The sequence below is a fragment of the Klebsiella sp. P1CD1 genome, assembly GCF_003790505.1.
GTDB classification, from domain to species: Bacteria; Pseudomonadota; Gammaproteobacteria; order Enterobacterales; family Enterobacteriaceae; genus Klebsiella; species Klebsiella variicola.
Map to the genome: position 1 here is coordinate 585,623 of NZ_CP033631.1, position 21,650 is coordinate 607,272.

Below are 21,650 nucleotides of genomic sequence, written 5' to 3' on the forward strand. Positions count from 1 at the left end.
CGACTCATGCTGTTTAATGCGCTGGCCGCGCTAGGACATCGCGGGATTAAAACCACCGCGACGTTTGGACGCGCCGGATTAATGCTTTTCAACGCCGTTGTGGGCAAACCAGAGTTTCGCAAGCACGCGCCGCTGCTGGTTCGTCAGCTCTATAACGTTGGCGTTCTGTCGATGCTGATTATCATTGTATCGGGCTTGTTTATCGGTATGGTGCTCGGGCTGCAGGGGTATCTGGTCTTAACCACCTACAGCGCAGAGACCAGTCTTGGCATGCTGGTGGCGCTGTCGCTGCTGCGCGAGCTGGGGCCGGTTGTCGCTGCGCTGCTGTTTGCCGGGCGCGCCGGATCGGCGCTGACCGCCGAGATTGGCCTGATGCGGGCCACGGAGCAGCTCTCGAGTATGGAGATGATGGCGGTGGACCCGCTGCGTCGCGTGATTTCTCCACGCTTCTGGGCTGGCGTCATTTCGCTGCCGCTGTTGACGATTATCTTTGTCGCGGTAGGGATCTGGGGTGGTGCGCTGGTAGGCGTAAGCTGGAAAGGCATTGACGGTGGTTTTTTCTGGACCGCGATGCAAAATGCCGTCGACTGGCGAATGGACCTGGTGAACTGCCTGATTAAGAGTCTGGTATTCGCCATTACGGTAACCTGGATTGCGTTATTTAACGGTTATGACGCTATCCCCACTTCCGCCGGGATTAGCCGGGCGACAACACGCACCGTGGTGCATGCGTCGCTGGCGGTTCTGGGGCTGGATTTTGTGCTGACTGCGCTGATGTTTGGGAATTGAGTTCATGCAAACGAAAAAAAATGAAATCTGGGTAGGGGTGTTCTTACTGGTGGCGCTGCTGGCGGCGCTGTTTGTCTGCCTGAAGGCGGCGAACGTCACCTCGCTACGTACCGAGCCGACTTACCGCCTTTACGCGACCTTCGATAACATCGGCGGCCTGAAGGCGCGTTCGCCGGTACGCATCGGCGGTGTGGTTGTGGGACGGGTAGCGGACATCACTCTCGACCCGAAAACCTATCTGCCACGCGTGGAGCTCGATATCGATGAGCGCTACAACCACATCCCGGATACCAGTTCGTTGGCGATCCGCACCTCGGGCCTGCTGGGCGAACAGTATCTGGCGCTGAACGTCGGTTTTGAAGACCCGGACCTTGGGACGACTATCCTTAAAGACGGCGGTACTATCCAGGACACCAAGTCCGCCATGGTGCTGGAAGATCTGATTGGTCAGTTCCTTTATAACAGCAAGGGCGGCGACAATCAGAATTCTGGCAATGATAAGGCCGAGGCAGAAGGTCATACTGACGCGACGCCGGCAGCCGGCACGACGCATTAATTTCAGGAGAAACACGATATGTTTAAACGCTTACTCATGGTCGCCATGCTGGTGATTGCCCCGCTGACCGCTGTCCAGGCGGCAGACCAGTCCAACCCGTATAAGCTGATGAATGAAGCGGCGCAGAAAACCTTCGATCGCCTGAAGAATGAACAGCCGAAGATCAAAGCCAACCCTAACTATCTGCGCGACATCGTCGACCAGGAGCTGTTGCCGTATGTGCAGGTGAAATATGCTGGCGCGCTGGTGCTGGGCCGCTATTACAAAGAAGCGACCCCCGCGCAGCGTGAGGCCTACTTTGCCGCCTTCCGTGAATATCTGAAGCAGGCCTACGGCCAGGCGCTGGCGATGTACCACGGGCAGACTTACCAGATTGCGCCGGAGCAGCCGCTGGGCAGCGCAACCATCGTTCCGATCCGCGTCACTATCATCGACCCGAACGGTCGTCCGCCGGTGCGTCTGGACTTCCAGTGGCGTAAAAATACCCAGACCGGTAACTGGCAGGCCTACGATATGATCGCCGAAGGCGTCAGTATGATCACTACCAAACAGAATGAGTGGAGCGATCTGCTGCGCACCAAGGGCGTTGACGGCCTGACCGCGCAGCTGAAAGCGATCTCCGCTCAGCCGATCACGCTGGAACAGAAAAAATAATGACCGGGCAGCTGAGCTGGACTCGCGAGGGCGAGACGCTGGCGCTGCACGGAGAGCTGGACCAGGATCTGCTGGTCCCGCTCTGGGAAGCACGCGCCAGGGCGACGGAGGGGGCGACGATCATCGATCTCAGCCAGACTACGCGCGTGGACACGGCGGGCCTGGCGCTGTTAGTGCATTTTGTGGCACTGATCCGCCGTCAGGGGCGGGAAGCGCAGCTGATCGCGAAGAGCGAAAATCTGCAAACGCTGATCGGTCTTTACAACCTGCCTGTCGATATTATCCCATAATCTTTTCAGTGTCTTAGCGTTGAAGCTATTCCGAAAGCCCCGGCAATCTTTTCGTCGGGGCTTTTTGCTTGTTTAAGACCGCGCCACTTTCCTCTAAGATGTTGGGCTGTTTTCACTATCAGATAAATTTGAGCCCATGGAAAATCATGAAATTCAGACCGTGCTGATGAACGCACTCCCCCTCCAGGAAGTCCACGTCTCTGGCGATGGCAGCCACTTTCAGGTTATTGCTGTGGGTGAGATGTTCGATGGCATGAGTCGGGTTAAAAAGCAGCAGAGCGTCTACGCGCCGCTGATGGAATATATTGCTGACAACCGTATCCATGCGCTGTCGATCAAGGCCTTCACTCCGCAGGAGTGGGCGCGAGACCGCAAACTAAATGGCTTCTAAGCTGTGGGGGGTCCCCTGCAGCGTATGTGAATTTTTAATAGAGAACAGAATCAATGGATAAATTCCGTGTTCAGGGGCCGACTCGCCTTCAGGGCGAAGTCACCATTTCTGGTGCAAAGAACGCCGCCCTGCCAATCCTCTTTTCCGCGCTGCTTGCCGAAGAGCCGGTAGAGATCCAGAACGTACCTAAGCTGAAAGATATCGATACCACCATGAAGCTGCTGAGCCAGCTGGGCGCGAAGGTTGAGCGCAATGGTTCGGTATGGATTGACGCCGGTCCGGTTGATGTATTCTGTGCTCCGTACGACCTGGTGAAAACCATGCGTGCCTCCATCTGGGCGCTGGGCCCGCTGGTAGCGCGTTTTGGTCAGGGACAAGTTTCTCTGCCAGGCGGCTGCGCCATCGGCGCGCGTCCGGTCGACCTGCACATTAGCGGTCTGGAACAGCTGGGCGCCGAGATCAAACTGGAAGAAGGTTATGTCAAAGCCTCGGTCAACGGTCGCCTGAAAGGCGCGCATATCGTGATGGATAAGGTGAGCGTCGGCGCTACCGTAACTATCATGAGCGCAGCGACCCTCGCGGAGGGGACGACGATTATCGAAAACGCCGCGCGCGAGCCGGAAATTGTCGATACCGCCAACTTCCTTAACGCGCTGGGCGCGAAAATCAAAGGCCAGGGCACCGATCGCATTACCATCGAAGGCGTGCAGCGTCTGGGTGGCGGCGTATACCGTGTACTGCCGGACCGTATCGAAACCGGCACCTTCCTGGTGGCCGCGGCGATTTCCGGCGGCAAGATCCTCTGCCGTAACGCGCAGCCGGATACTCTGGATGCCGTTCTGGCGAAACTGCGTGACGCCGGGGCTGACATCGAAACGGGAGAAGACTGGATTAGCCTCGATATGCACGGCAACCGTCCGAAAGCGGTCAACGTGCGTACCGCTCCGCACCCGGGCTTCCCGACCGATATGCAGGCCCAGTTCACGCTGCTTAACCTGGTGGCGGAAGGGACCGGCGTGATCACCGAAACGATCTTTGAAAACCGCTTCATGCACATTCCGGAACTGATCCGTATGGGCGCGCACGCAGAGATCGAGAGCAATACCGCTATCTGTCACGGCGTGAAGCAGCTTTCGGGCGCGCAGGTGATGGCGACCGATTTGCGTGCGTCGGCGAGCCTCGTGCTGGCAGGCTGTATCGCTGAAGGGACCACCATCGTTGATCGCATCTACCACATCGATCGTGGCTATGAGCGTATCGAGGATAAACTGCAGGCGTTGGGTGCCAATATTCAGCGCGTGAAGGGCGAGTAACCGTGTCCTGACAGGGCCCCGGGGCGTTGCTTCGGGACCCTGTCGATTATCACATCACCTGTCTGTCTTCTTTTGACGCATCATCTGCGTTCTGTCGATAAACTCATGAGTCACCGGGTCGTGGTAGCGTGACGGCCAGATGACCCACGGCTGCGTTTCCAGCGCCGTGGCGATAATCAACTCGCCTTTCGGCCAGGGGCGGGTCAGGGCGTTCGCCAGCGTTGAAGAACTCAGGCCGTGCCGTCGCGACTCTGCCGCCAGCGATGTTCCCCGTTTACGTAACCCAGCAACAATATCGGCGGGATGCCAGTCGATGAACTTATCCATAAATTCTCCTGGTGTTAAAGGTCCAGATCGTCCACATGGGCGATGGGGACACTATACCCGCGTACTATGTAGGGTTCTAACAAGTTCTGTTAAGGCGCCAGAATATTCAGAATCTATCAAGATATTCGGAAGTTTAGGGAGAGAAGTGGCATTTTACTGGAACTTTCCCGCGCATCGCGCGGGAAAGGAGGGGGGATTAATGATCGCGCTGGACCGCAATATGTGCCAGTCCAATCAAAGCTTCGCGCCACGGTGTGTCCGGGAGGATCTGCAGGGCTGCAATCGCTTTATCGGCTTCTTCTTCAGCACGCTTCTGCGTCCACTCCAGCGAACCGCAGGTGGCCATGGTTTCCAGAACAGCATCCAGCAGATGGCGACCATTGCCCTGCTCGATCGCCCCGCGGATCATCGCCGCCTGATCGGGGGTGCCATGATGCATAGCATGCAGCAGCGGTAGCGTCGGTTTGCCTTCGTTCAGGTCATCACCGACGTTTTTACCGAGTCGCTCTCCGTCGGAGCTGTAGTCGAGTAAATCGTCGATCAGCTGGAAAGCGGTGCCGAGATAGCGACCATAATCCTGCAACGCGCGCTCTTCTTCCGCGGAGCAGTCGGCCAGCATTCCCGCACACTGCGAGGCCGCCTCAAACAGGCGCGCCGTCTTGCTGTAGATGACGCGCATATAGTTCTCTTCCGTGATATCCGGATCGTTGACGTTCATCAACTGCAGCACTTCGCCTTCGGCAATGACGTTCACCGCCTCCGACATGACCTCGAGGATCTTCAGTGAGCCTAGCTGGGTCATCATCTGGAAGGCGCGGGTATAGATGAAATCGCCAACCAGCACGCTGGCGGCATTGCCGAACGCCGCATTGGCCGTGGCTTTGCCGCGACGCATGTCAGACTCATCGACGACGTCGTCATGCAGTAGCGTGGCGGTATGAATAAATTCAATCAGCGCAGCAATAGTGACATGCGCGCTCCCTTGATAGCCCACCGCGCGCGCGGCAAGCACAGCAATCATCGGGCGAATGCGTTTGCCGCCGCCGCTGACGATGTAATAGCCTAACTGATTGATAAGCTGAACATCGGAGTTGAGTTGCTCAAGAATCGTCGCATTGACACCCGCCATATCTTGCGCGGTTAACTCATTGATTTTTTCTAAATTCATCGCAAAAGCCGGGCCAAATGTCCTGTTACCATGAATCCAGGTGGGATCACAGAAGGATTAAGACAGAATTAAAAGAAGATATGATTGTACTGAAAAATTGCCGTAGATAAACGTTGTCGTGAAAGTTGTGTTTTTTTTCTGCATTGATCGCTAATCGCTCTTGTCAAAGGCTCGCGTTTTGCGTAATATTCGCGCCCTATTGTGAATATTTATAGCGCACTCTGAATCACATAAAGAGGTGCGCGGAAGCGGAGTTTTATATGTACGCGGTTTTCCAAAGTGGTGGTAAACAACACCGAGTAAGCGAAGGTCAGACCGTTCGCCTGGAAAAGCTGGACATCGCAACTGGCGAAGCTGTTGAATTCGCTGAAGTGCTGATGATCGCAAACGGTGAAGAAATCAAGATCGGCGTTCCTTTCGTTGAGGGCGGCGTAATCAAAGCTGAAGTTGTTGCTCACGGTCGTGGCGAGAAAGTTAAAATCGTTAAGTTTCGTCGTCGTAAACACTATCGTAAGCAGCAGGGCCATCGTCAGTGGTTCACTGATGTGAAAATCACTGGCATCAGCGCCTAAGACCTGAGGAGTAGATTTAAATGGCACATAAAAAGGCTGGCGGCTCGACTCGTAACGGTCGCGATTCAGAAGCTAAACGTCTGGGCGTAAAACGTTTCGGCGGTGAAGCAGTTCTGGCAGGTAGCATCATCGTTCGTCAACGTGGTACCAAATTCCACGCTGGCACCAACGTTGGTTGCGGCCGTGACCACACTCTGTTCGCTTTGACTGACGGTAAAGTCAAGTTCGAAGTTAAAGGCCCGAAAAACCGCAAATTCATCAGCATCGTTGCTGAATAAGTTTTTCGCGTCCCGGTAACGGATGAAAGCCCCGCAACACGTTGCGGGGCTTTTTACATTCGTCTACTGGAAAATTTTGCAGGGAAACAGGCATGAAGCAGCAGGCTGGGATTGGCATTATTCTGGCGCTTACCACCGCGATGTGTTGGGGAGCGTTGCCGATTGCGATGAAACAGGTTCTTGAGGTGATGGAGCCGCCTACGGTGGTGTTTTATCGCTTCCTGATGGCCAGCATTGGGCTTGGCGCGATCCTCGCGATCAAAGGCAAACTGCCGCCGCTGCGAATTTTTCGCAAGCCGCGCTGGCTGGTTTTGTTAGCCATTGCCACCGGTGGCCTGTTCGGTAACTTCATTCTGTTCAGTTCTTCCCTGCAATATCTCAGCCCCACTGCTTCTCAGGTCATCGGCCAGCTATCGCCGGTGGGCATGATGGTGGCAAGCGTCGTGATTCTGAAAGAGCGCATGCGCGGTACCCAGGTGGTGGGCGCGTTGATGTTGCTCAGCGGGCTGGTGATGTTTTTCAACACCAGCCTGATTGAAATCTTTACCCGCCTGACGGATTACACATGGGGGGTAATTTTCGGCGTTGCTGCTGCAACGGTGTGGGTAAGCTATGGCGTCGCGCAAAAGGTGTTATTGCGCCGTCTGGCATCACAGCAGATACTATTTTTGCTGTACACTTTATGTACGATTGCATTACTGCCGCTCGCTAAGCCCGGGGTGATATCCCAGCTAAGCGACTGGCAACTGGCATGCCTGATTTTTTGCGGGCTAAATACCCTGGTCGGCTACGGGGCGCTGGCGGAAGCCATGGCGCGCTGGCAGGCGGCGCAGGTCAGCGCGTTAATCACCTTGACGCCACTGTTTACGCTACTGTTTTCTGATTTATTATCAATGGCCTGGCCCGATGTTTTCGCCAGACCGATGTTAAACCTGATTGGTTATCTCGGTGCGTTTGTCGTGGTTGCGGGCGCGATGTATTCCGCCATCGGCCATCGTCTTTGGGGGCGTTGGCGTAAGCGAGAGGCGGTAGTACCGCTGCCCCGCTCAGGCGAATGATTTACGGAGAGTAAAATGAAGTTTGTAGATGAAGCAACGATCCTGGTCGTAGCAGGTGACGGCGGCAATGGTTGCGTAAGCTTCCGCCGCGAAAAGTATATTCCGAAAGGCGGTCCGGACGGCGGCGATGGCGGTGACGGCGGCGATGTCTGGCTGGAAGCGGACGAGAACCTGAACACCCTGATCGACTACCGTTTTGAAAAATCGTTCCGCGCCGAACGCGGGCAGAATGGCCAGAGCCGCGACTGTACCGGTAAGCGTGGTAAAGACGTGACGGTGAAAGTGCCGGTCGGGACCCGGGTTATCGACCAGGGAACCGGCGAGACCATGGGCGACATGACCAAACACGGTCAGCGTCTGATGGTGGCGAAAGGTGGCTGGCACGGTCTGGGCAACACCCGTTTCAAATCATCCGTTAACCGCACCCCGCGTCAGAAGACCATGGGTACCCCGGGTGATAAACGCGACCTGCAGCTGGAGCTGATGCTGCTGGCCGATGTCGGGATGCTGGGGATGCCGAACGCCGGCAAATCCACCTTCATCCGCGCGGTCTCCGCCGCCAAGCCGAAAGTGGCTGACTATCCGTTTACCACCCTGGTGCCAAGCCTGGGCGTGGTGCGTATGGACAACGAGAAGAGCTTCGTGGTCGCCGATATCCCGGGGCTGATTGAAGGCGCAGCGGAAGGCGCAGGCCTTGGTATCCGCTTCCTCAAGCACCTTGAGCGCTGCCGTGTGCTGCTGCATCTCATCGACATCGAGCCTATCGATGGTTCCGATCCGGTTGAGAATGCCCGCATTATCATTGGCGAGCTGGAGAAATACAGCGAGAAGCTGGCCTCCAAGCCACGCTGGTTAGTCTTTAACAAGATTGACCTGATGGACAAAGCGGAAGCCGAAGCCAAAGCGAAGGCGATTGCCGAAGCGCTGGGTTGGGAAGATAAATTCTACCTGATCTCCGCGGCCAGCCAGCAGGGCGTGAAAGAGCTGTGCTGGGACGTGATGACCTTTATCATCGAAAACCCGATCGTGCATGTGGAAGAAGAGCAGAAGCCGGAGAAAGTCGAGTTCATGTGGGACGACTATCACCGTCAGCAGCTTGAAGAAGCCGAAGTCGAAGTGGAAGATGACGAAGACTGGGATGACGACTGGGACGAAGACGACGAAGAAGGCGTCGAATTCATCTACAAACGCTAATCCTGACTTCGCTGGATCAAAAAGGGCCGCATCTGATGCGGCCCTTTTGTTTTAGTTGTTCTGGTACAAATCTTTATACAAGCGGCTTTCAAAGCGGACCAGCGGGATGCGGCGATTACGCTGGTCGGCGGGTTCCACGGCGTAGCCGGAGAGATATTGCACGAAGGCCACCTTTTGTCCGCTGGCGGTAGTGATAAAGCCTGCAAGGTTATAAACCCCCTGCAACGAACCTGTCTTCGCCGAGACTTTGCCATCCACGCCCGCCTGGTGGAGACCGGCGCGGTATTGCAGCGACCCGTCGTGGCCCGCCAGCGGCAGCATGGAGATGAAGTTGAGCTCGGTATCGTGCTGGGCGATATACTGCAGCACCTGCATCATGGTCGCCGGGGCGATCAGGTTGTGGCGCGACAAGCCAGAGCCGTCGGCGATGATCGTGTTGCCGAGATCGACCCCAGCCTGTTGACGCAGGATCTGGCGTACGGCATCGGATCCTGCCCGCCAGGTGCCTGGTACGCCGAAGCGGGCGTGGCCGATGGTACGAAAGACGGTGTCGGCAATCATGTTATCTGACTTCTTCAGCATGATCCGCAGCAGATCGTGCAGTGGAGCCGACTGGGTGGTGGCTAATACCGTTCCGGGGTCATTGGCCAGCGTCTGGCGCAACAGCGTGCCGCTATAGGTGATCCCCGCCTGGGTCAGCTCCGCTTTGAGGATCGCCCCGGCGTAGCTGGCGCCGTCCTGAATGGCGAAGGCCAGCGGCAGCGGCTCGCTACGCTGCGGCAGGCAGCCAGTGAGGGTATAGCGATTGAGATCGCCTGGCACTACGTCGAGCTCGCAGTACTGTGCTTCTGCTGAGCCGCGCGCCAGCGTTCGCACCTGGCTGAACATGGTGACCGGATAATAGGACGCAACGCGAATGAAGGCGAGATCGCCCGGTTTCTGCGCGCTATACAGCGAGACAGAGAAGCAGTTACGGTCGACAATTGCGGCCGCCGGCGGGGCGCTGAAGCACTGCGTCAGGTCGTTCCACGGCCAGCCCGGCGCTTTGTCATGGCTGGCGAAGACCGAGGTATCGATGAGCACATTGCCTTCGATACGCTGCACGCCAGCTTTTTTCAGCGTCGCCACCATATTGCGAATATCCTGCCGTTTGAGCGTCGGATCGCCGCCGAAGCGCGCAATCAGATCGCCTTTCAGCACGCCGCCGTCAAGTGAGCCTTTGGTTTCCAGCGTGGTGGTAAAGCGGAAATCGGGCCCCAGCTGCAGCAGAGCCGCCAGCGCGGTGATAACCTTTTGCGTACTGGCCGGGAGCGCCATTTGCTGGCTGTGATAGTCGATTTCCGGCGTCGATGCGCCGACCTTTTGCGCCATAAAGGCAAGGTTCGCACCGGCGGGAAGCTGGTTGATGTACTCGTCAATATTCGCCGCCTGAGCGCTAAGCGCTATACCGGCAGTCAATCCGATGATAAATCTGGGAAATCGCATAATCTCGCGCTAACAACCTGAAGCCAGGCCGTCATACTACGGTGCAACGCCCAGTAAAGTAAACGATGACCCATAATGAACTTCGGGGTAAAATACCTATCAAATGAAAAATTGCTGCTGACCTGGGGAGTGTTTCCCGGGTCGGTTTCTTTTTGCTCGTGTCCTGCCTGTGGGCAGGGCAGGTGGCGGGGCGGAGCTCTCCGTTCCCTGAAGGAATGATAAAGAGGTATAACTAATGCAAGCGATTCCGATGACCTTACGTGGCGCTGAGAAACTGCGCGAAGAACTGGATTATCTGAAGTCTGTGCGTCGTCCTGAAATCATTGCCGCTATTGCTGACGCTCGTGAACACGGCGATCTGAAAGAGAATGCTGAGTATCATGCTGCGCGTGAGCAGCAGGGCTTCTGCGAAGGGCGTATCAAAGATATTGAAGCGAAGCTGTCCAATGCCCAGGTGATCGATATCACCAAAATGCCGAACAATGGCCGGGTAATTTTTGGCTCAACCGTCAGCGTGCTCAACCTCGATACCGATGAGGAACAGACCTACCGCATCGTGGGTGATGATGAAGCTGATTTTAAGCAGAATCTGATCTCCGTGAACTCGCCGATCGCCCGTGGTCTGATCGGCAAAGAGCAGGATGACGTCGTGACTATCCGTACCCCGGGTGGTGAAGTGGAATACGAAATTACTAAGGTTGAATACCTGTAAGGCGTATTTCCCGCTACGATGTTTATAGATTGTAAAGAAAGGAAAAAGGCCGCATAGCGGCCTTTTATCAACGTCAGGAGCATGGCATTTTGCTCGCCTGGCCGCAGAAATCCCTCGTTTTACACAAAGTTGTGTCGAGATTCAGGATATTCTTAGCGTGGCAGCGAGATCTTACGCTCTGGCGTTGGGCGGTACAGAACCAGCGTTTTACCGATGACCTGTACGTTACAGGCGCCGGTTTCACGTACGATGGCTTCCACGATCAAGGCTTTAGTTTCGCGATCTTCTGAGGCGATCTTCACCTTGATGAGCTCATGGTGCCCTAACGCTTGTTCGATCTCGGCCAGTACCCCTTCGGTCAAACCATTATTGCCAAGCATAACTACCGGCTTGAGCGGATGTGCCAGACCTTTCAGGTGCTGTTTTTGTTTAGTACTCAGATTCATCGTGTTTTTTTGCTTACGTTGGGATTGAAAACGGGTCATTCTACCGCCATCTCCCATATATCGCCAAACTACCGCGTCGATTTTTACGCAGTAAAGTACGATGAACCCGAACGGGAATGTTAAATGACAGGTAAAAAGCGTTCTGCCAGCTCAAGCCGCTGGCTTCAGGAACACTTTAGCGATAAATATGTTCAACAGGCACAGAAAAAGGGGTTACGTTCCCGTGCCTGGTTTAAACTTGATGAAATACAGCAAAGTGACAAAATTTTTAAGCCGGGGATGACGATAGTCGATCTCGGTGCTGCCCCCGGTGGCTGGTCGCAGTATGCGGTCACGCAGATCGGCAACAGCGGCCGCATCATCGCTTGCGATCTTTTACCAATGGATCCAATCGTTGGTGTGGACTTCCTTCAGGGCGATTTTCGTGATGAATTAGTCCTGAAAGCGTTACTTGAGCGAGTGGGCGACAGTAAAGTCCAAGTTGTCATGTCCGATATGGCGCCGAATATGTGCGGAACACCGGCGGTGGATATTCCCCGGGCTATGTATCTGGTAGAACTGGCGCTTGAAATGTCTCGTGATGTATTAGCGCCAGGTGGTAGTTTTGTAGTGAAGGTGTTCCAGGGCGAAGGCTTCGATGAGTATCTTCGAGAAATTCGCTCCCTGTTTACGAAGGTCAAAGTTCGTAAACCGGACTCTTCCCGCGCTCGTTCGCGTGAAGTGTATATTGTAGCGACCGGGCGTAAACCATAACCGGCAGATTTCAAACGAAAGTTTGAAAGAAACTGGATATAGAGTATCCTGACGCTGTTTTTAACACAGTTGTAATAAGAGGTTAATCCCTTGAGTGACATGGCGAAAAACCTAATACTCTGGCTGGTCATTGCCGTTGTGCTGATGTCAGTATTCCAGAGCTTTGGGCCCAGCGAGTCGAATGGCCGCAAGGTGGATTATTCTACCTTCCTGCAAGAGGTCAATCAGGACCAGGTTCGCGAAGCGCGTATCAACGGACGTGAGATCAACGTTACCAAGAAAGATAGTAACCGTTACACGACTTACATTCCGGTTAACGATCCGAAGCTGCTCGATAACCTGTTGACTAAAAACGTCAAAGTTATTGGCGAACCACCAGAAGAGCCAAGCCTGCTGGCTTCCATCTTCATCTCCTGGTTCCCAATGCTGCTGTTGATCGGCGTCTGGATCTTCTTTATGCGGCAAATGCAGGGCGGCGGCGGGAAGGGCGCGATGTCCTTCGGCAAAAGCAAAGCCCGTATGCTGACGGAAGACCAGATCAAAACCACGTTTGCCGACGTTGCCGGGTGTGACGAAGCGAAAGAGGAAGTCGGTGAGCTGGTGGAATACCTGCGTGAGCCGAGCCGCTTCCAGAAACTGGGCGGTAAGATCCCGAAAGGCGTCCTGATGGTCGGCCCTCCGGGTACCGGTAAAACGCTGCTGGCGAAAGCGATCGCTGGCGAAGCAAAAGTACCGTTCTTCACAATTTCCGGTTCTGATTTCGTCGAAATGTTCGTCGGTGTCGGTGCATCTCGTGTGCGTGACATGTTCGAGCAGGCTAAGAAAGCAGCGCCTTGCATCATCTTCATCGATGAAATCGACGCCGTCGGCCGCCAGCGTGGCGCGGGTCTTGGCGGTGGTCACGATGAACGTGAGCAGACCCTGAACCAGATGCTGGTTGAAATGGACGGCTTCGAAGGTAACGAAGGTATTATCGTTATCGCGGCGACTAACCGTCCGGACGTTCTGGACCCCGCGCTGCTGCGTCCAGGCCGCTTCGACCGTCAGGTTGTCGTTGGTCTGCCGGATGTTCGCGGTCGTGAACAGATCCTGAAAGTGCATATGCGTCGCGTACCGCTGGCGCCGGATATCGACGCGGCGATCATTGCGCGCGGTACCCCTGGCTTCTCTGGTGCGGACCTGGCGAACCTGGTCAACGAAGCGGCGCTGTTTGCTGCTCGCGGCAACAAACGTGTTGTTTCGATGGTTGAGTTCGAAAAAGCGAAAGACAAAATCATGATGGGTGCGGAACGTCGCTCCATGGTGATGACGGAAGCGCAGAAAGAATCGACCGCTTATCACGAAGCAGGCCACGCCATTATCGGCCGTCTGGTTCCGGAACACGATCCGGTCCATAAAGTGACGATTATCCCGCGCGGTCGTGCGCTGGGTGTGACCTTCTTCCTGCCGGAAGGCGATGCGATCAGCGCCAGTCGTCAGAAACTGGAAAGTCAGATCTCCACCCTGTACGGCGGTCGTCTGGCGGAAGAGATTATCTACGGTCCGGAACATGTTTCTACCGGCGCGTCCAACGACATTAAAGTGGCGACGAACCTGGCGCGTAACATGGTGACCCAGTGGGGCTTCTCCGACAAACTCGGTCCGCTGCTGTATGCGGAAGAAGAAGGCGAAGTCTTCCTCGGCCGTAGCGTAGCGAAAGCGAAGCATATGTCCGATGAAACCGCGCGTATCATCGACCAGGAAGTGAAATCGCTGATCGAGCGTAACTACGGTCGTGCTCGCCAGCTGCTGAACGACAACATGGATATCCTGCACGCGATGAAAGATGCGCTCATGAAATATGAGACTATCGATGCGCCGCAGATTGACGACCTGATGGCTCGTCGCGATGTTCGTCCGCCGGCGGGTTGGGAAGAACCGGGTTCTTCGAATAACTCTGACAACAATGGCACGCCTCGTGCGCCGCGTCCGGTTGATGAACCGCGTACGCCGAACCCGGGCAACACCATGTCAGAGCAGCTGGGCGACAAGTAAGCTACCGCTGTTGATGTCTTGTTTTAACCTTAAAAACCCCGGGGCGCCCGCTCCGGGGTTTTTCTTTTTTTAACCTCTTCAGTCTCAGGGATTTTGTGATGAAACTTGTAGCCCAGGGCTCAACCCTCGATCTCTCTCATCCGCATGTGATGGGCATTCTTAATGTGACTCCCGACTCCTTCTCCGATGGCGGCGCTCACAACTCGCTGGTTGAGGCGGTGAAGCATGCCAATCTGATGATTAACGCCGGGGCGACCATCATTGATATCGGCGGTGAATCCACGCGGCCAGGGGCGGCTGAGGTGAGCGTAGAAGAGGAACTCGCGCGGGTGATCCCGGTTGTCGAAGCGATCGCTCAGCGCTTTGAAGTGTGGATCTCGGTGGATACCTCCAAACCGGAGGTTATCCGCGAATCGGCCCGGGCAGGGGCGCATATCATTAACGATATTCGTTCGCTGACCGAACCTGGCGCGCTGCAGGCCGCTGCGGAAACCGGGCTGCCGGTGTGTCTGATGCATATGCAAGGTCAGCCGAAAACCATGCAGGAGGCGCCGAAATATGAGGATGTCTTCGCCGATGTCGAGCGCTTTTTTGCAGAACATATTGTGCGCTGCGAGCAGGCGGGGATCGCAAAAGAAAAATTGCTGCTCGACCCGGGATTCGGTTTCGGTAAAAATCTCTCCCACAATTATCAGCTGCTGGCCAGACTGGGTGAATTTCACCACTTTGGGCTGCCTTTGTTGGTTGGTATGTCGCGGAAGTCGATGGTAGGTCAGTTGCTGAACGTCGGGCCGTCAGAACGGCTGAACGGCAGCCTGGCGTGTGCCGTCATTGCAGCAATGCAGGGCGCGCAGATAATCCGCGTCCATGATGTCAAAGAAACGGTAGAAGCGCTGCGCGTGGTGGAAGCCACCCTCGCCGCTAAGGGAAAAAAACGTTATGAGTAACCGCAAGTATTTTGGCACCGATGGTATTCGTGGCCGCGTCGGCGATGCGCCGATCACTCCGGAATTTGTGCTTAAGCTGGGCTGGGCAGCGGGGAAAGTGTTAGCGCGCCACGGCTCGCGTAAAATTATCATCGGCAAGGATACCCGTATTTCCGGCTATATGCTGGAGTCTGCGCTGGAAGCTGGGCTGGCGGCAGCGGGGCTTTCTGCATCGTTCACCGGACCCATGCCGACACCGGCCATCGCCTACCTGACGCGCGCCTTCCGCGCCGAGGCGGGGATCGTTATTTCAGCTTCGCATAACCCTTTCTACGACAACGGTATTAAATTCTTCTCCATTGAGGGCACCAAGCTGCCGGATGATGTGGAAGAGGCGATTGAAGCCGAAATGGAGAAAGAACTCACCTGCGTGGATTCGGCAGAGCTGGGCAAAGCCAGCCGTATCGTTGATGCCGCCGGGCGCTACATTGAATTTTGTAAAGGCACCTTTCCCAACGAACTGAGCCTCGGCACGCTGAAAGTGGTGGTGGACTGCGCGCACGGTGCGACCTATCACATTGCCCCCAATGTCTTCCGCGAGCTGGGCGCTCAGGTTATCGCGATGGGCTGCGAGCCTGACGGCCTCAACATCAACGAAGAGGTCGGCGCCACCGACGTGCGTGCGTTGCAGGCGCGCGTGCTGGCGGAGAAAGCCGATCTGGGTATTGCCTACGACGGCGATGGCGATCGGGTGATCATGGTTGACCATGAAGGCAATAAAGTCGATGGCGACCAGATCCTCTACATCATCGCCCGGGAAGGGCTGCGTCAGGGGCAGCTGCGCGGCGGCGCCGTTGGTACCCTGATGAGTAATATGGGACTGGAGCTGGCGCTCAAGCAGTTAGGCATCCCGTTTGCCCGCGCGAAGGTCGGTGACCGTTATGTACTGGAGATGCTGCAGGAAAAAGGCTGGCGCATTGGTGCGGAAAACTCAGGCCACGTGATCCTGCTGGATAAAACCACCACCGGCGATGGCATCGTCGCCAGTCTGCAGGTGGTCGCGGCGATGGTACGTAACCATATGAGTCTGCATGACCTTTGCAGTGGCATGAAGATGTTCCCTCAGTTGCTGGTGAATGTGCGTTTTACCGAAGGCAGCGGTAACCCACTGGAGAACGAGCATGTCAAAGCGGTGACCGCAGAAGTGGAAGCAGCGTTAGGGAAACGCGGCCGTGTCCTGCTGCGTAAATCCGGAACGGAGCCGCTGATCCGCGTCATGGTAGAAGGCGAGCATGAAGATCAGGTGCACGAGTTTGCGCATCGCATCGCCGAAGCGGTAAAAAGCGTCTAAGCTTGCCGGCTAAGTGGTTAAAAAGGCGGCGCTTGCCGCCTTTTTTATGATAGAAAACCGACTTTTTGCTGTTTTTTTCTGCAGTTGATACAATGTGTCGAAATTGCCCTTGCGAAGGTCATTCGCTTTGGTTAGTATTCACACCCGCTTCAGTGGGAAACGTTAAAACGTCCCGCTTTATTGGTCGAAGCACTTGGTATGCGGCAAATCCGCAAGGAACAGGTTGATTATGTACGAAGCTCTTTTGGTTGTTTTCCTTATTGTAGCGATTGGCCTTGTTGGTCTGGTTATGCTGCAGCAAGGTAAAGGCGCTGATATGGGAGCCTCCTTCGGTGCAGGCGCTTCCGGCACACTGTTTGGGTCCAGCGGTTCTGGCAACTTCATGACCCGTATGACCGGTATCCTGGCTGCGCTGTTCTTCATCATCAGTCTGGCGCTGGGTAACATCAACAGCAACAAGACCAGTAAAGGAAGTGAGTGGGATAACCTGAGTGCACCGAAAACGGAGCAAACTCAGCCAACTGCGCCGGCTCAGCCGACCAGCGACATCCCGCACTAAGTATTCTGTACCGAGGTGGTGGAATTGGTAGACACGCTACCTTGAGGTGGTAGTGCCCTAACGGGCTTGTGGGTTCGAGTCCCATCCTCGGTACCAATATTCCAGAAAAAAGACGCTGAAAAGCGTCTTTTTTTGTTTTTGTCCCCTCCGGCCATTTAATTATAAACATCTCTTTGCTGGTTCCCTTCTTTTACTGTCGTTAAAGTCGCCTCGTCAAATTAACAGAGGTGAAGTGACATAATGAACAAGATCGGGTTGCTTATCGTCGCCGGTGTGCTCGGTTTAGCAGGGTGCAGTTCAACATCGCCCTCCCAAACGGTGGAGACGATTAATGCGCTAACGGTACCGGTATCGCACAGTGAGCCTGGGGCTACAGCGAATAATGCCCAGGCGGTGACGCGCTATTTCCAGGACAATACGGCGCTGATTGGTCGCCTTAACCATTCGTTGAAAAATCATTATTTGCAGGATGTGGAGCGCCGCGATGTGTTTGACAGACATAGTGAGGCGTACCAGGTGTATGGCGCCCTGACCCGTCTGGAGCAGATGGCGTCCATGAATGATGTTTACCGTAAAGAGAATAATGTTGCCGGTCTGCAGGAGATCAACCGCGTGCTGAAAAGCGTGCCGTTGGCCAGCTGAGAGAAGACAGGGACTGCCGGACAGCAATCCCTGTGTAAGGATTAAAAGCGGAAATTAACCCCGGCATAGGCCCCGTCGGCAAGGGTATTGTCACGATTGCCATCTTTCCCCGCCATATCGATATAACGATAGCCTGCTTCGATATTCAGAGACGGGAGTACGTTAATACGTAATCCGGCATTGGCCTCCACATAATCATCGACGCCGCTGGACATTGAGTCCGGCGAGTAATACCCCTCACCGAAGAGCGTGAAGTACTGGCCGAGGGGCAGCTCTGCGCCGCCGCCAGCGGCGATGGCATAGCCTTCATCACCATCTTTGGGATTCAGATAGACGCCTTTACCGCCCAGCGTCATCAGAAAAGGTCCAAGGTTAAAGTTGTAGCCCATTCCCAGCCCTACGCTGTCCCCGTCATTGTCGCTGTGAGCCCACTGGGTATTGAACGTCATACCCGGTTCCCCGGCGCCAAAGCTGGCGGACAGATTGGTGAACTCGGCACCGGCTTCACCATGCAGGTTAACGGATGCGCAGACGGCGCTGCTGGCCCCCAGGGCGATCATCACGGCAAACAATTTTGGAGCAATCGACTTCATTGTTGAATTCCTTCAGATAAAAAAAAGCCCGATACGGGCGTTCGGGCAAAATTAACGGGTTCTTGGATCTCATCGTTATGGTCGCTGCAGACGGCAGGCGAGGGGGTCAACTCCCGCTACCGCTGCTCACGCCTGGCCGATTTCCGGGGCATATCCTGAGCCGGTGCAGGCCCGGCGGTTAACGCCGTGAGTGGTTGCCTGCTGGTCGAGCCCAGGGACATGTTGTCCGCCGGTAAATTCAGGTGCTCAGCATAAAATTTTTCTTTTTTTACCGTTAGCGTTTATTAATTTAAATTTAAACATTTTCAACATTGAGGCGAGTAACAACAAATAAAGGTGACTGACGCGGTCAAAATTTTTCAGGAAGTGAGGTGATACTTTGCAAATAACCGCCGCGGGCGAAAGCAATATAACCGCCTTTCTTTAATGCTGACAAGACATTGAGAATACTGCTGCGCGACAGGTGGGTCCTGTCCTGAATATATTCAAGAATAGACACGCGCAGTCGGGTCTCTGCGGTTAATAGCATCATTTCCAGCAGATGGTTACGGATCACTGAATAGGTTCGCTGTTGCAGGACCAGATCGTCACGATATACCAGGTAAGAAGTATGATAGGCCAGCAGGCTGGTCACCTCCTCCCACAGGTTATGCTGACGAAAGAGCGCGGAAGCCAGGTCATAGTCGATGCGTAGCAGTTCGGAAGAGACTTCCGCTCGCAGGCTATGGCTGCGGCTGGGCTGTAGCATTTCCGCCACGCCGAAAAGGTGGGGCTCATAGACGGTCACCATCAATAGCTTGTCGGAATTCCGAATAATCGATAGCTCGCCTTTTTTAAAAATAAAGAGCTGGGTTTTGCCTTTATATTCCCAGGTGAGTCTTTTTCTGGCGATCGCGTTAACGGGCGTCGCGTGTGGCTCAAGCACATCGATCAGTCGGTCAATGGCCTTTTGCGGCCTGATCGGCGGTTTAATATTCATGATGTTTATCACCAGATATGAATTAATCAATTGAGGCTATTATAATCAACAATTTTGCTGACCGGGCGATAAGGAAAAAATGCCTCTTTTCAATTTTTCTGGCGCTGACAGGGAACAAAAAATAAAAAGCCGGCGGAGGGCCGCCGGCGGGGAGCAAACATCGTCAGGCGATTATTTGCCTTTGTTTTCCAGATTCTCAACCTGCGGTAAACCGGTTGCTGAGGAGGCGCTCAGCAGGCCTGACTGGGCATAGCCGAACAGCTTCTCGCGGGTATCGGTGATATCCAGATTACGCATGGTCAGCTGACCGATACGGTCTTCGGCGGTAAACATGGAATCGCCTTTTTCCATGGTCAGACGCTCTGCTTTATAGGTCAGGTTGTCTGAAACGGTATTGAGGATCGAGTAGTCGTTACCGCGACGCAGCTCAAGGGTAACTTCGCCGGTGATCTGGCTCGCGACCCAGCGCTGCAGAGAATCACGCAGCATCAGCGCCTGGGAATCGAACCAGCGTCCCTGATACAGCAGGCGGCCCAGCTGACGACCGTGGGCATGGTATTGCTCGATTGTGTCTTCGTTATGGATACCGGTCAGCAGACGCTCGTAGGCGATATGCAGTAGCGCCATCCCGGGGGCTTCATAAATACCGCGGCTTTTCGCTTCGATAATGCGGTTTTCAATCTGATCGCTCATCCCCAGACCGTGGCGGCCGCCGATGCGGTTGGCTTCCAGCATCATCTCGACGTCATCAGCGAAGGTTTTGCCATTCAGCGCCACCGGATGGCCTTGCTCAAAGCGTACGGTTACCTCTTCCGCAGGGATCTTCACGTTTTCGTCCCAGAACTTCACGCCCATAATCGGGTTGACGATTTTCACGCTGGAATTGAGGAATTCGAGGTCTTTCGCTTCGTGGGTGGCGCCGAGCATGTTGGAGTCGGTGGAATAGGCTTTTTCAACCGACATCTTGTAGTCAAAGCCGCAGGCGATCATAAATTCGGACATTTCGTGACGGCCGCCGAGCTCATCGATGAAATCACTGTCCAGCCACGGCTTGTAAATCTGCAGTTCAGCATTGGTCAGCAGGCCGTAACGATAGAAACGTTCGATATCGTTGCCTTTATAGGTGCTGCCATCGCCCCAGATGTTGACGCCATCTTCTTTCATTGCCGCCACCAGCATGGTGCCGGTGACCGCGCGGCCCAGCGGCGTGGTGTTGAAGTAGGTCAACCCACCGGTGGTGTTATGGAAAGCGCCACACTGAATCGCCGCGATCCCTTCTGCGACCAGCTGTTTGCGGCAGTCGATCAGACGGGCACCTTCAGCGCCATACTCTTTCGCGCGGCGCGGAATAGCATCGTAGTCGTCTTCGTCCGGTTGACCCAGGTTAGCGGTATATGCATAAGGCACGGCGCCTTTTTTGCGCATCCATAACAGCGCGGCGCTGGTATCCAGTCCACCAGAGAAAGCGATACCAATACGTTGACCAACCGGGAGATGCTTGAGAATCGTCGTCATAAAATAAAACCCTGCTCGATAGACTGTGGTGAGTTCGACTCAACAACCTTAACTGCATTTTTATGCATTAATTGTGAGTATTCATTTAACCATCTTTTACTGGCGACAGGAAGGGCTTCATCATCTTTTTGCTAAAAAAGCCTGAAATACCAGCACAAACGGCAATCGGGGGCGATAAAAAGCATGTTGACAAAATATACTAATTGCCGATACAATTCACCCCGATTTTATGTCCCGTCTTCGGTACCAAATCCCAGCAGTATTTGCGTCTTTTGCTCAATAAGAGTAAAATATGCCACGTTTCAGGCGCGGGGTGGAGCAGCCTGGTAGCTCGTCGGGCTCATAACCCGAAGGTCGTCGGTTCAAATCCGGCCCCCGCAACCACTTTCCCATTAAGTACTTTTTCAAATATACTGTGAGGACTAAGTGTCCTTCGTAGCCGAATTTGAAAGAATTCTTGCGGAAGGTGTTCCAGATCGCCATGGCGATCTCAGGGTTCAGTTATCTAAAGCCCCGATTTATCGGGGTTTTTTGTTATCTGACTTCAGAATAACTGGGCTATACGCCCTTTTTTTATGTCTTGGGGGTGGGTTTGTCCACATTAGAGCAAAAATTGACAGAGATGCTCACAGCGCCGGTTGAAGCGCTTGGCTTTGAGCTGGTCGGCATCGAATTTATTCGCGGTCGCACATCCACACTGCGCATCTATATTGATAGTGAAGATGGCATCAACGTTGATGATTGTGCTGATGTGAGCCACCAGGTAAGCGCCGTCATGGATGTTGAAGACCCGATCACTGTCGCTTACAACCTGGAAGTCTCTTCGCCTGGTCTCGACCGTCCGATGTTCACCGCCGAACACTACCAACGTTTCACTGGCGAAGAAGTTGCGCTGGTGCTGCGCATGGCGGTTCAGAACCGTCGCAAATGGCAGGGCATTATCAAAGCGGTAGACGGTGAAATGATCACGGTAACCGTCGAAGGCAAAGATGAAGTGTTCGCGCTGAGTAACATCCAGAAGGCGAACCTGGTTCCCCACTTTTAACAGTCTGGATTGAGGTGAAA

25 protein-coding genes and 2 tRNA genes are annotated in these 21,650 nt (G+C 54.7%); 20 read left to right on the plus strand and 7 right to left on the minus strand.

The genetic code is table 11. From position 1 onward, the window contains the following. The first annotated feature begins 6 nt into the window (after positions 1–6). The 6 genes from mlaE to murA all read left to right on the plus strand — a co-directional run bounded on the left by mlaE (position 7) and on the right by murA (position 3,993). The gene (gene mlaE, locus DTA24_RS02900) at positions 7–789 is read left to right on the plus strand and encodes a lipid asymmetry maintenance ABC transporter permease subunit MlaE (protein WP_004150949.1); all 783 of its coding nucleotides are present in this window, start codon (positions 7–9) and stop codon (positions 787–789) included. 4 nt (positions 790–793) lie between these two features. Continuing rightward, positions 794–1,345, plus strand: coding sequence for an outer membrane lipid asymmetry maintenance protein MlaD (gene mlaD / locus DTA24_RS02905; protein ID WP_004206195.1), 552 nt, complete (start codon positions 794–796; stop codon positions 1,343–1,345). A gap of 18 nt (positions 1,346–1,363) precedes the next feature. Next, complete coding sequence (mlaC, locus tag DTA24_RS02910; protein ID WP_002918386.1) at positions 1,364–1,999, plus strand: phospholipid-binding protein MlaC; 636 nt, start codon at positions 1,364–1,366, stop codon at positions 1,997–1,999. Then, positions 1,999–2,289: a lipid asymmetry maintenance protein MlaB gene (gene mlaB / locus DTA24_RS02915; protein ID WP_044613664.1), complete on the plus strand. Its 291-nt coding sequence runs from the start codon at positions 1,999–2,001 to the stop codon at positions 2,287–2,289. The genes mlaC and mlaB overlap by 1 nt, the downstream gene beginning before the upstream one ends. Before the next feature lie 136 nt (positions 2,290–2,425). Then, positions 2,426–2,680: a BolA family iron metabolism protein IbaG gene (gene ibaG / locus DTA24_RS02920; RefSeq protein ID WP_004144910.1), complete on the plus strand. Its 255-nt coding sequence runs from the start codon at positions 2,426–2,428 to the stop codon at positions 2,678–2,680. A 53-nt stretch (positions 2,681–2,733) separates the two neighbouring features. After that, positions 2,734–3,993, plus strand: a complete 1,260-nt coding sequence (murA, locus tag DTA24_RS02925; RefSeq protein WP_008806645.1) for a UDP-N-acetylglucosamine 1-carboxyvinyltransferase — start codon at positions 2,734–2,736, stop codon at positions 3,991–3,993. 54 nt (positions 3,994–4,047) lie between these two features. On the opposite strand, the gene sfsB is transcribed toward murA, so the two are convergent. Then, positions 4,048–4,320, minus strand: a complete 273-nt coding sequence (gene sfsB / locus DTA24_RS02930) for a DNA-binding transcriptional regulator SfsB (protein ID WP_008806644.1) — start codon at positions 4,318–4,320, stop codon at positions 4,048–4,050. A 196-nt stretch (positions 4,321–4,516) separates the two neighbouring features. Then, positions 4,517–5,488 carry an octaprenyl diphosphate synthase gene (gene ispB, locus DTA24_RS02935; RefSeq protein WP_008806643.1) on the minus strand — a complete coding sequence of 324 codons (972 nt, stop codon included), beginning with the start codon at positions 5,486–5,488 and terminating at the stop codon, positions 4,517–4,519. A gap of 260 nt (positions 5,489–5,748) precedes the next feature. Between ispB and rplU the strand changes: the two genes are divergently transcribed. From rplU to cgtA, 4 genes are all read left to right on the plus strand, one after another. After that, the gene (gene rplU, locus DTA24_RS02940) at positions 5,749–6,060 is read left to right on the plus strand and encodes a 50S ribosomal protein L21 (RefSeq protein WP_002918379.1); all 312 of its coding nucleotides are present in this window, start codon (positions 5,749–5,751) and stop codon (positions 6,058–6,060) included. Positions 6,061–6,080: 20 nt separating this feature from the next. Next, complete coding sequence (gene rpmA / locus DTA24_RS02945; protein ID WP_002434222.1) at positions 6,081–6,338, plus strand: 50S ribosomal protein L27; 258 nt, start codon at positions 6,081–6,083, stop codon at positions 6,336–6,338. 92 nt (positions 6,339–6,430) lie between these two features. Further along, positions 6,431–7,396 carry a DMT family transporter gene (locus tag DTA24_RS02950; RefSeq protein WP_008806642.1) on the plus strand — a complete coding sequence of 322 codons (966 nt, stop codon included), beginning with the start codon at positions 6,431–6,433 and terminating at the stop codon, positions 7,394–7,396. Between the two features lie 15 nt (positions 7,397–7,411). Next, positions 7,412–8,590 carry an Obg family GTPase CgtA gene (cgtA, locus tag DTA24_RS02955; RefSeq protein ID WP_008806641.1) on the plus strand — a complete coding sequence of 393 codons (1,179 nt, stop codon included), beginning with the start codon at positions 7,412–7,414 and terminating at the stop codon, positions 8,588–8,590. A gap of 51 nt (positions 8,591–8,641) precedes the next feature. Here cgtA and dacB read toward each other — a convergent pair whose 3' ends face one another. Then, complete coding sequence (dacB, locus tag DTA24_RS02960; protein ID WP_008806640.1) at positions 8,642–10,075, minus strand: serine-type D-Ala-D-Ala carboxypeptidase; 1,434 nt, start codon at positions 10,073–10,075, stop codon at positions 8,642–8,644. A gap of 235 nt (positions 10,076–10,310) precedes the next feature. Here dacB and greA point away from each other — a divergent pair, with 235 nt between their 5' ends. Further along, positions 10,311–10,787 (plus strand): transcription elongation factor GreA, encoded by a 477-nt coding sequence (gene greA, locus DTA24_RS02965; RefSeq protein WP_008806639.1) that lies wholly within the window; start codon positions 10,311–10,313, stop codon positions 10,785–10,787. Between the two features lie 152 nt (positions 10,788–10,939). Here greA and yhbY read toward each other — a convergent pair whose 3' ends face one another. Then, positions 10,940–11,233 (minus strand): ribosome assembly RNA-binding protein YhbY, encoded by a 294-nt coding sequence (gene yhbY, locus DTA24_RS02970; RefSeq protein ID WP_002918374.1) that lies wholly within the window; start codon positions 11,231–11,233, stop codon positions 10,940–10,942. A gap of 123 nt (positions 11,234–11,356) precedes the next feature. Between yhbY and rlmE the strand changes: the two genes are divergently transcribed. The 7 genes from rlmE (at position 11,357) to DTA24_RS27895 (ending at position 17,498) form a co-directional block, all read left to right on the plus strand. Beyond that, positions 11,357–11,986, plus strand: a complete 630-nt coding sequence (gene rlmE, locus DTA24_RS02975) for a 23S rRNA (uridine(2552)-2'-O)-methyltransferase RlmE (protein WP_008806638.1) — start codon at positions 11,357–11,359, stop codon at positions 11,984–11,986. A 99-nt stretch (positions 11,987–12,085) separates the two neighbouring features. Then, positions 12,086–14,020, plus strand: coding sequence for an ATP-dependent zinc metalloprotease FtsH (ftsH, locus tag DTA24_RS02980; RefSeq protein WP_008806637.1), 1,935 nt, complete (start codon positions 12,086–12,088; stop codon positions 14,018–14,020). Positions 14,021–14,118: 98 nt separating this feature from the next. Further along, complete coding sequence (gene folP / locus DTA24_RS02985) at positions 14,119–14,967, plus strand: dihydropteroate synthase (RefSeq protein WP_012540474.1); 849 nt, start codon at positions 14,119–14,121, stop codon at positions 14,965–14,967. Beyond that, positions 14,960–16,297: a phosphoglucosamine mutase gene (gene glmM, locus DTA24_RS02990; RefSeq protein ID WP_002918370.1), complete on the plus strand. Its 1,338-nt coding sequence runs from the start codon at positions 14,960–14,962 to the stop codon at positions 16,295–16,297. The genes folP and glmM overlap by 8 nt, the downstream gene beginning before the upstream one ends. Positions 16,298–16,526: 229 nt before the next feature. Further along, a complete protein-coding gene (gene secG / locus DTA24_RS02995) occupies positions 16,527–16,856 on the plus strand; it encodes a preprotein translocase subunit SecG (RefSeq protein WP_002918369.1) in 330 nt (109 codons plus the stop codon). Between the two features lie 9 nt (positions 16,857–16,865). Then, positions 16,866–16,952 (plus strand) — tRNA-Leu (locus DTA24_RS03000). 297 nt (positions 16,953–17,249) lie between these two features. Beyond that, on the plus strand, positions 17,250–17,498 hold the full coding sequence (locus DTA24_RS27895; protein WP_162493299.1) for a hypothetical protein: 249 nt from the start codon (positions 17,250–17,252) through the stop codon (positions 17,496–17,498). Between the two features lie 41 nt (positions 17,499–17,539). Here DTA24_RS27895 and DTA24_RS03010 read toward each other — a convergent pair whose 3' ends face one another. From DTA24_RS03010 to argG, 3 genes are all read right to left on the minus strand, one after another. Continuing rightward, on the minus strand, positions 17,540–18,091 hold the full coding sequence (locus DTA24_RS03010) for a YfaZ family outer membrane protein (RefSeq protein WP_008806633.1): 552 nt from the start codon (positions 18,089–18,091) through the stop codon (positions 17,540–17,542). Positions 18,092–18,440: 349 nt separating this feature from the next. Next, entirely contained in the window at positions 18,441–19,070 is a 630-nt protein-coding gene (locus tag DTA24_RS03015; RefSeq protein ID WP_012540476.1) for a winged helix-turn-helix transcriptional regulator, read from the minus strand. A gap of 171 nt (positions 19,071–19,241) precedes the next feature. Then, positions 19,242–20,585: an argininosuccinate synthase gene (argG, locus tag DTA24_RS03020; RefSeq protein ID WP_008806631.1), complete on the minus strand. Its 1,344-nt coding sequence runs from the start codon at positions 20,583–20,585 to the stop codon at positions 19,242–19,244. Positions 20,586–20,892: 307 nt separating this feature from the next. On the opposite strand from argG, the gene DTA24_RS03025 reads away from it, so the two are divergent. Together DTA24_RS03025 and rimP are read left to right on the plus strand one after the other, a co-directional pair. Further along, a tRNA-Met gene (locus DTA24_RS03025) sits at positions 20,893–20,969 on the plus strand. A gap of 208 nt (positions 20,970–21,177) precedes the next feature. Then, the gene (rimP, locus tag DTA24_RS03030; protein WP_002918364.1) at positions 21,178–21,630 is read left to right on the plus strand and encodes a ribosome maturation factor RimP; all 453 of its coding nucleotides are present in this window, start codon (positions 21,178–21,180) and stop codon (positions 21,628–21,630) included. Positions 21,631–21,650: the final 20 nt, after the last annotated feature.